The sequence below is a fragment of the Corynebacterium sp. HMSC066C02 genome (assembly GCF_001814945.1).
GTDB lineage: Bacteria > Actinomycetota > Actinomycetes > Mycobacteriales > Mycobacteriaceae > Corynebacterium > Corynebacterium aurimucosum.
Genome location: NZ_KV818434.1, coordinates 1 through 9670 on the forward strand (window position 1 = coordinate 1; position 9670 = coordinate 9670).

The 9670-nt window shown below is 59.9% G+C and carries 8 protein-coding genes and 1 pseudogene; all 9 read left to right on the plus strand.

What is annotated here, in order from left to right:
• Positions 1–211: pseudogene (locus tag HMPREF2996_RS00635) on the plus strand (hypothetical protein); the annotation flags it as partial.
• 126 nt (positions 212–337) lie between these two features.
• Positions 338–1834 (plus strand): ABC transporter ATP-binding protein, encoded by a 1497-nt coding sequence (locus HMPREF2996_RS00640; RefSeq protein ID WP_070729665.1) that lies wholly within the window; start codon positions 338–340, stop codon positions 1832–1834.
• An 88-nt stretch (positions 1835–1922) separates the two neighbouring features.
• Positions 1923–2645, plus strand: a complete 723-nt coding sequence (locus HMPREF2996_RS00645; protein ID WP_070645248.1) for an energy-coupling factor transporter transmembrane component T family protein — start codon at positions 1923–1925, stop codon at positions 2643–2645.
• A gap of 55 nt (positions 2646–2700) precedes the next feature.
• Complete coding sequence (locus HMPREF2996_RS00650) at positions 2701–3303, plus strand: isopentenyl transferase family protein (RefSeq protein ID WP_010189695.1); 603 nt, start codon at positions 2701–2703, stop codon at positions 3301–3303.
• A 251-nt stretch (positions 3304–3554) separates the two neighbouring features.
• A complete protein-coding gene (rpsL, locus tag HMPREF2996_RS00655; protein ID WP_010189693.1) occupies positions 3555–3926 on the plus strand; it encodes a 30S ribosomal protein S12 in 372 nt (123 codons plus the stop codon).
• Positions 3927–3932: 6 nt separating this feature from the next.
• On the plus strand, positions 3933–4400 hold the full coding sequence (rpsG, locus tag HMPREF2996_RS00660; protein ID WP_010189692.1) for a 30S ribosomal protein S7: 468 nt from the start codon (positions 3933–3935) through the stop codon (positions 4398–4400).
• Positions 4401–4702: 302 nt separating this feature from the next.
• Positions 4703–6829: an elongation factor G gene (fusA, locus tag HMPREF2996_RS00665; RefSeq protein ID WP_070645245.1), complete on the plus strand. Its 2127-nt coding sequence runs from the start codon at positions 4703–4705 to the stop codon at positions 6827–6829.
• Between the two features lie 369 nt (positions 6830–7198).
• Positions 7199–8389: an elongation factor Tu gene (gene tuf / locus HMPREF2996_RS00670; protein WP_070444762.1), complete on the plus strand. Its 1191-nt coding sequence runs from the start codon at positions 7199–7201 to the stop codon at positions 8387–8389.
• A 108-nt stretch (positions 8390–8497) separates the two neighbouring features.
• The gene (locus HMPREF2996_RS00675) at positions 8498–9427 is read left to right on the plus strand and encodes a hypothetical protein (protein ID WP_070729667.1); all 930 of its coding nucleotides are present in this window, start codon (positions 8498–8500) and stop codon (positions 9425–9427) included.
• The last annotated feature ends 243 nt before the right edge of the window (positions 9428–9670 follow it).

Consider the following 9670-nt stretch of genomic DNA (forward strand, 5'->3'; position numbering starts at 1 on the left):
TATCAGGTGTCTACCTAACAGGGGTCAGGTCCAGCTGTTTACCTCCGGAAACCTGGGTAAGACTCTGCAGTTCAACATCATCTACCTAGTGACGCTGAGCATCTCCGGTGCCATTCTGGCGGGAGCCGTGGGCTATTTCGTGGTTAAGGCTCTTGCGAAGACTGGTGCGCTGGATCGCTTTGCAGTTGGACGCGAACAGCACAACGCTTAGGCAGCGTTGCGTGTTGCTTGATGCTTGATGCTTGTTTGCGTTGTACTTACTTGTTCCGCGTTGTTTGTTGTTTGCTGATCGTTGACTGATGCTGGTTGACGTTGCTGACTGTGATGGCTGGTTCTGATGGCTGATGTGGGTAGTGCTGGGGCCACGAAGCTTGTGGCTCGTGGCTATGGCTGGACGCATGCGGGGAGGCGTGCGCCGGCGCTGGCGGATATTGATTTAGTTATATCGCCGGGGGAGAAGGTGCTGCTGTGTGGTGATTCCGGTTCTGGGAAATCCACGCTGCTGGCGGCCATCGCGGGTGTGCTTGGTGGGGATGACGAAGGTACTCGAGTTGGAGAGATTCTTCTTGAGGATGCCTCCGGTCACGTCGAGCCACCCGGGCACACGATTCCGGTGGGGCTGGTGCTGCAGGACCCGGACTCGCAGGTAATTGCCGCGCGGGTGGGGGATGATGTGGCCTTTGGTTGTGAGAACTTGGCCTACCCGCGCTCGGAGATATGGCAGCGGGTTTCGGCGGCATTATCGATGGTGGGGCCATCGGTGGATTTGTCATTTCCCACGGAGCGTCTGTCCGGAGGGCAAAAGCAGCGTCTGGCCTTGGCCGGTGTTATAGCGATGGGCGCGGGCATGGTGTTGCTGGATGAGCCCACGGCAAACCTTGATCCCCAGGGCGCACGCGAAGTCATCGAAGCGGTATCCACCATGGTGGAGCGCACGGGTGCCACGCTGATCGTGGTGGAGCACCAGCACTCGGCGTGGAAGGGAGTGCTCGACCGAGCGGTTGAGCTGAAGGATGGGCGCATTGTCGCTGATGGGCCACTGGGGACTGTTGTCGCTTCGCGCTCTAATAGCGGTTTGCCGCGGGCGCGGGGGATTTATGGGGCGTCGTCAAGCAGTGCTGGTGTGGTACCGGGTTCGGCAGTACTGGATTCGGCAGCGTCGGGATCGGACGTAGCTCATGTGTCCGGGCCGGAGACGGCGGCGCTGTGGAGTACGGACTTGGTCACCCGCTTCGGGCCGCCGCGTAGCTACGCGCTGCCGCGGGGGATGTCCACGGTGATTACTGGGCCAAATGGAGCGGGCAAGACCACGTGGCTGATGACGGTAGCGGGGTTGCTACCGGCAGTCTCCGGAGAGATTGGTGTGGCAGAGTACGTGCGCCGAGGGCTGAAAGGCTCGCCGCTGACGTGGAAATCTCGGGAGCTGGCAGACCGTATAGGATTCGTCTTCCAGAACCCCGAGCACCAGTTCGTCGCCCGCACAGTGGCAGAAGAGCTGCGCGTAGCGCCCCGGGTTATGCACCGCGAGGTGCCGGAGGCGCGCATTGCGGAGCTCGTGGAGTCGCTGCGCCTGGGGCATCTGCTCAACGCCAATCCGTTTACTCTCTCCGGAGGGGAGAAGCGCCGGTTGTCCGTGGCCACGGCGCTGGTCACTGCACCCGAGGTGCTGCTCCTTGACGAGCCCACCTTCGGCCAAGATCCCCACACCTTCACCGAGCTGGTGTGGTTGCTGCGGCGCATGGCGGATGAGGGGACGACGATTGCGTCGGTGACCCACGATCCGTTGTTCATTTCCGCGTTGGGTGACCACCGAGTGGAGGTGAGCCGTGGCTAATTCGTCTTCGGTGAACGTGAAGGGCGCTGGCCGTTTGGGCAGCGCTGGACTGTTGCGTGGTGTAAATCCGCTGACGCGCATCTTCCTGATGTTCGTGTGGGTTACGCCCCTGTTGCTTTCGGTGGATTGGGTCTCAGCGGTTGTGTCGTTGGGCATGACGCTTCTTTTCGCGCCGCTGTGTGGGGTGTCGTGGCCGCGGTTGGTGAAGGCTGGGTGGTTCCTGTTTCTTATTGCGCCGTTGTCTGGTATTTCGATGCTGCTATACGGTGCGCCTGGCGGGCGGGAGTACTTCAGCTGGTGGCTGATTACGGTCACGGATAACTCGCTGGAACTGGCCATCGCCATTACCGTGCGTGTGCTGGCGGTGGCGCTGCCCATGGTGGTGCTGGCGCGGGATATTGACCCGACGGAGCTGGGGGATGCCCTCTCGCAGATCCTCAAGCTGCCCTCACGCTTCGTTATCGGTGCTGTGGCCGGGGTGCGCATGATGACGCTCTTTAAATCAGACTGGCAGTACCTCGCCATGGCGCGGCGTGCACGTGGGCTTACCGACGAAGGCCGCATCAAGCACCTCATCACCATGTCCTTCGGATTGTTGGTGTTAGCCCTGAGGCGCGGCGGCAAGCTGGCCACGGCGATGGAGGCGCGCGGATTCGGGCGCACACCGCCGGGCGGTGGCCAGCGCACCTGGGCGCGGCCCTCACGTCTCGCCGGCCGGGACTGGCTGGTGATGGTGGTGGGAACCGGCCTTGCGGCGCTTCCGGTGGTAGTTTCGGTTCTCAGTGGGTCCTGGAGATTTTTTGGACTCTAGGATGACTCTCTTAAAAGCTGCACGCTAGACAAACCCAGAAGTGGTGAAAGACAACATGCAGGACACGGACCGCACGGACCATCGGGAAGGCGGTAAGGGAACTGCCGATACCAACGCCGCCGAGATGGACAGGCTCTTGAATGATGTGATGTCGCTCGCGGCGGCACGCAAGCGCCCGATGCGCCCAATTACCGTGCTTATCGACGGCCCCTCGGGCGCCGGCAAGACCTGGACCTCCGTGGCCCTCGCGGAGCGTACCGGGTGGCGCGTTGTCCACCTCGACGAATTCTATCCTGGTTGGCATGGGCTGCAAGAAGGCTCAAAGATGGTCTCGGAACAAGTGCTGCGGGAGAATAACCCGGGCTATTGGCGCTGGGACTGGGAAGCCAACGCGCCGAAGGACTGGGCTAGTTTGGATGAGCGCGACGATCTGATCGTTGAAGGCGTAGGTTCGGTTACTGAGGCCACCGTAGCCGCCGCCAACGAGCGCGGCTCCGTGGTGACCGTGCGCATCGACGGGCCGCGTGAGAAGCGTCGCGAGCGCGCCCTTGAGCGCGACCCTGGCTACGAAGAGTGGTTTGAAACCTGGGAGAAGCAGGAGCAACAGCACTTCGCTGAGCGCGCGGTGGAGGCGGACCTGACCTGGGAGTGGCGCTAATACTCACTGCAGCTTGAGTGCCAAGCCAAGCAGCCACATCATGGATTTGGGCAGATCAGCGGGGTGGTGGTAGTCTATTCTAGGTTTCATCTTTATAGGAGATGAAAAGTCTGATCGGTATCTCGACCATCCTGTGGTTGAGGGACGTTCTGGACATGCGGAAGGGCCCCGGAGAAGAGCCCCTATTTTTGCATGTTTGGACTTGTGAAAGCGGTCAGTTCAAGCCGAAGTCATAGAGAAAGACTAGATTTATGCCAACTATTCAGCAGCTGGTCCGAAAGGGCCGCCACTCCAAGAAGGCCAAGGTTGCTACGGCCGGCCTGAAGGGCTCCCCGCAGCGCCGTGGCGTGTGCACTCGCGTGTACACCACCACCCCGAAGAAGCCGAACTCGGCTCTACGTAAGGTTGCCCGTGTGCGCCTGACCTCCGGTATCGAGGTTTCCGCCTACATTCCGGGTGAGGGCCACAACCTGCAGGAGCACTCCATGGTGCTCGTTCGCGGTGGTCGTGTGAAGGACCTCCCGGGTGTTCGCTACAAGATTATCCGCGGCGCACTGGATACCCAGGGCGTGAAGGACCGTAAGCAGGCTCGTTCCCGCTACGGCGCAAAGAAGGGACAGTAATCAACAATGCGTAAGAATGCTGCACCGAAGCGTCCTGTAGTTAAGGACCCGGTTTACAACTCCGAGCAGGTCACCATGCTCGTGAACAAGATCCTGCGTGACGGCAAGAAGTCCACCGCTGAGCGCATCGTTTACGGCGCTCTTGAGGTTTGCCGCGAGAAGACCGGTACCGACCCGGTTGGCACCCTGGAGAAGGCTCTGGGCAACATCCGCCCGGACCTCGAGGTCCGCTCCCGCCGCGTGGGTGGCGCTACCTACCAGGTGCCGGTTGAGGTTAAGCCGGCTCGTTCCAACACCCTGGCTCTGCGTTGGTTGGTGACCTTCACCCGTCAGCGTCGTGAGAACAGCATGATCGAGCGTCTCGCCAACGAGATCCTCGATGCATCCAACGGCCTGGGCGCTTCTGTTAAGCGTCGTGAGGATACTCACAAGATGGCTGAGGCCAACCGCGCCTTCGCTCACTACCGCTGGTAATCCCGCCGGTAGAACCCGCCACATGGCATCATGGCTCGAACAGCGATATCATCGTTTACCTGCGCTGACAGTGCGTGTTCTCGCTCCCTTTGGTGGAGCTCTGCACGCTAGCTAGTGGGGAACCTAAACTTGAATAGCGTTGTTCGGGCTATTTTTTATGGCGTGGGCTTTAGCTCTCACGCTGACGAAGAAGCCTAGACGTGGCAAAATAGACCAAGACCTATCCATGAAGACGTCATTTGAAGTTGCGTCAGTGCATAACTGACGCCGGCGTCGACGACAATTAAGTTGGGGTATTAACTGTGGCACAAGAAGTGCTTAAGGATCTGCACAAGGTCCGCAATATCGGCATCATGGCGCACATCGATGCGGGTAAGACCACCACCACCGAGCGCATCCTCTACTACACCGGCATCAACCGCAAGGTCGGCGAGACCCACGACGGTGGCGCCACCACTGACTGGATGGAGCAGGAGAAGGAGCGCGGCATTACCATTACGTCCGCCGCTGTGACCTGTTTCTGGAACAATAACCAGATCAACATCATTGACACCCCGGGTCACGTGGACTTCACCGTTGAGGTTGAGCGCTCCCTGCGTGTTCTCGACGGCGCTGTTGCTGTCTTCGACGGTAAGGAAGGCGTGGAGCCGCAGTCCGAGCAGGTGTGGCGCCAGGCTGCTAAGTACGACGTTCCCCGTGTCTGCTTCGTCAACAAGATGGACAAGCTGGGCGCTGACTTCTACTTCACCGTTCAGACCATCATCGATCGCCTCGGCGCTAAGCCGTTGGTTATGCAGCTGCCGATCGGTGCTGAGGATGATTTCGACGGCGTCGTCGACCTGATCAACATGCAGGCCATCACTTGGCGCGGCAAGACCGAGATTGGTACCGATGGCACCATCGAGGAGATCCCGGCCGACCTTCAGGAGAAGGCTGAGGAGTACCGCGAGAAGCTGCTCGAGACCGTCGCTGAGTCTGACGAAGAGCTCATGGAGAAGTACTTCGGCGGCGAAGAGCTGACCATTGAGGAAATCAAGGGCGCTATCCGCAAGCTGACCGTTAACTCCGAGATCTACCCGGTCTTCTGCGGTACCGCTTACCGCAACAAGGGTGTTCAGCCGCTGCTCGACGCCATTGTTGACTACCTCCCGAACCCTCTGGACATCGGCGAGGTCAACGGTACCTCCCTCGATGGCGAGGAGACCCTGACCCGTAAGCCTTCCGTTCAGGAGCCGTTCTCCGCACTGGCCTTCAAGATTGCCGTACACCCGTTCTTCGGCAAGCTCACCTACGTGCGCGTTTACTCCGGCCAGGCTATCCCAGGCGAGAACATGCTCAACTCCACCAAGAACAAGAAGGAGCGCGTGGGCAAGCTCTTCCAGATGCACGCGAACAAGGAGAACCCGGTCGAGCACGCTGACGCCGGTAACATCTACGCGTTCATCGGCCTGAAGGAAACCACCACCGGTGATACCCTCTGTAACCCGGACAACCCGATCATCCTCGAGTCCATGGACTTCCCGGATCCGGTTATCCAGGTTGCTATTGAACCGAAGACCAAGGCTGACCAGGAGAAGCTGGGTACCGCTATTCAGAAGTTGGCTGAAGAGGACCCGACCTTCACGGTCCAGCTCGACGAAGAATCCGGCCAGACCGTTATCGGCGGCATGGGTGAGCTGCACCTGGACGTCTTGGTTGACCGTATGAAGCGCGAGTTCAAGGTTGAGGCAAACATCGGTAACCCGCAGGTTGCTTACCGTGAGACCATTCGCAAGAAGGTTGAGTCCCTGGACTACACCCACAAGAAGCAGACCGGTGGTTCCGGCCAGTTCGCAAAGGTTATCGTCACCATCGAGCCTTATAACCCGGATCCGGAAGAGCTGGAAGAGGGCGAGTCCGCAACCTACAAGTTCGAGAACTCCGTCACCGGTGGCCGTGTTCCGAAGGAGTACATCCCGTCCGTCGACGCGGGTATCCAGGACGCTATGCAGTACGGCTTCGTTGCTGGCTTCCCGCTGGTGAACATCAAGGCCACCCTCGAGGATGGTGCTTACCACGATGTTGACTCCTCTGAGATGGCCTTCAAGCTCGCTGGCTCCCAGGTCCTCAAGGAGGCCGTTGCTAAGGCAAAGCCGGTTCTGCTTGAGCCGATCATGGCCGTTGAGGTCGTGACCCCGGAGGAGTACATGGGTACCGTTAACGGTGACATCTCCTCCCGCCGTGGCCAGGTCTTCGCTATGGAAGACCGCTCCGGCGCCAAGGTGGTTAAGGCTAAGGTTCCGCTGTCCGAGATGTTCGGCTACATTGGTGACCTGCGTTCTTCCACCGCTGGTCGTGCAAACTTCACCATGGTCTTCGATTCCTACGCTGAGGTTCCCTCCTCCGTGGCACAGGAGATCATCGAGGAGCGCACCGGCGCCAAGGCCTAAGGCTTAAGGGGATCCGATCGATTCCCTTGCCTGTGGGGGCTGGTAGTCTTCGCCAGTAGGCACCAGCTCCCAACGCTGGGGAGGTAGCGGTCCGCTGAGTGCGTAAAGGTTTTTGCGCGTTGAGCCGGCCGTTACCCTCCCAGGATCCTTTAAATTGATTCTTGTCGAGGGTCAACGTCCGCACGTGTTGGGCGGGGTTACCTCCTATTTGGGCAGTTTGAAAAAACTGCGGCATAAATCTAGGATCGTGTAACTGGCACGTAAGAAAGCGTCATTAGCGCTTATGGGCTTCGGCTCGAAGTGCCAATGGCAATACAAACCACGTGGCTGCGAAATACGTAGCCGCCATAGAGTCCAGGAGGACAAACAGTGGCAAAGGAGAAGTTCGAGCGTACGAAGCCGCATGTGAACATCGGCACCATCGGACACGTCGACCACGGCAAGACCACCACCACCGCAGCGATCACCAAGGTTCTGGCTGACGCTTACCCGGAGGAGAACACCGCTTTCGCATTCGACTCCATCGATAAGGCTCCTGAGGAGAAGGAGCGCGGTATTACCATCAACATCTCCCACGTGGAGTACTCCACCCCGAAGCGCCACTACGCACACGTGGACGCCCCGGGCCACGCCGACTACATCAAGAACATGATTACCGGTGCTGCTCAGATGGACGGTGCCATCCTGGTTGTTGCTGCAACCGATGGCCCGATGCCGCAGACCCGCGAGCACGTTCTTCTGGCTCGCCAGGTTGGCGTTCCGTACATCCTCGTTGCACTGAACAAGTGCGACATGGTTGACGATGAGGAAATCATCGAGCTCGTCGAGATGGAGATCCGCGAGCTGCTTGCTGAGCAGGACTACGACGAGGAAGCTCCGATCGTTCACATCTCCGCTCTGAAGGCTCTCGAGGGCGACGAGAAGTGGGTACAGTCCGTCATCGACCTGATGGACGCCTGCGACGAGTCCATCCCGGATCCGGAGCGCGAGCTGGACAAGCCGTTCCTGATGCCGATCGAGGACATCTTCACCATTACCGGCCGCGGTACCGTTGTTACCGGCCGTGTTGAGCGTGGCTCCCTGAACGTCAACGAGGACATCGAGATCATCGGTATCAAGGACAAGTCCATGTCCACCACCGTTACCGGTATCGAGATGTTCCGCAAGATGATGGACTACACCGAGGCTGGCGACAACTGTGGTCTGCTTCTGCGTGGTACCAAGCGTGAAGAGGTTGAGCGTGGCCAGGTTTGCATCAAGCCGGGCGCTTACACCCCGCACACCAAGTTCGAGGGTTCCGTCTACGTCCTGAAGAAGGAAGAGGGCGGCCGCCACACCCCGTTCATGGACAACTACCGTCCGCAGTTCTACTTCCGCACCACCGACGTTACCGGCGTTATCAAGCTGCCTGAGGGCACCGAGATGGTTATGCCGGGCGACAACGTTGAGATGTCCGTAGAGCTCATCCAGCCGGTCGCTATGGACGAGGGCCTGCGCTTCGCTATCCGCGAGGGCTCCCGTACCGTCGGCGCTGGCCGCGTTACCAAGATCCTCGGCTAATTCTCGCTAGGGCTTAAGGCCCTTCCTGATTAGCAGGTCTGTAAGCCGCTCAATCCCTGATGGGGTTGGGCGGCTTTGGTGATCGTGGGCCTACTAGGCTTAGGAGTCATGTTTGACCCAACCCGTATTGACCGAACCCTCGCCGCCCTGCGTGCCGCGTGGGAAGGCCAACCGGACTTACCTTTGGGAACCCTGTTCGGAATGCTGGCGGCGGAAGGATACGGCTGGGGCGTGCCTGACGACGAACTCACCGCCCGTCTAGAGTCCATGGCAGCCGTTCACCCGCCGCTCGTGCCTCTCGACGGCCACCTCATCACCGAAGGCCTCTGGCTCGTCGTTACCCCGTCTCATCGCGTTACCGTGATGCCCACAGTCCCTACCTTTTCTCCTCATGGCCCTGTTGTTCCGGCTTCGACCAAGTCCTCAGAGCACCCGGTATCCATGGTGCCCACCGCGCTTCCGGCGGGCCTGGTTGACAAGGCTCCCACCGAGTCCTCACGGTGCCTCGATGAGCAGCGCATCCCAAGCCAGTTTCAAGAGGAGAACGCCTCTACTTCCCAGCCGCATCGAGCCACGTGCGTGGCAGTCGTACGGCCGGTATCGAAGGAAGGACAACGAGGGCAACCTGTGGCGTGGCAGGTCTCAGCACTCCGTCCGGTGGGCCCTGGCCGCCCGCTTGTCCTCGCAGACACGGAAGGTTTCGAGCACCGCTTTGGTGTTATCGAGTCTGTTACCCGCCTGCGCGAAGACCATCGCAGCTTGACTGGATTGAAGCGCCGCAGCGTGGGGGACCGCGTGTGGTTCATCCGCACCGATACGGAAACAATCCTCCTCGACCACGGTCTGCATATCATCGAGCGCAAAAACCGGGAGCTCATCCGCACTGATTTCTCGTGGCATCGCATCGAGGAGGGCGAAGTCGGAAGCGCATTCCGCGTTCACCTCTCACGTGGAACCATGCACACGTTCGGCCTCATCAAGGAGCTCATCCTCGCCGAGTCAGAGCCCTGGAGTGCTCCTCCCTCGCCACCCCATTAATCAGTCCTGGTGCGCCGAGCCTTGCTCGGGGCTGGCCTTGATTGGCGGGGTCGCCTTTAAGAGCTTAAGAATCCCCGTTGCTCCTGCTGCTTCCGGCAGCACGTGAAGCCGGACTTGGGGTCGCTGGATCGCCCGTCAGTCTGGCTTTGGATGATGGGTAGCGCTGGCATAAAGCTCGCAGGTTTTCCTGCGTGCCTTGTTGTGTTTTGTGGGTGGTGTCTGAAGGATCGCCGGTGTGCCCGC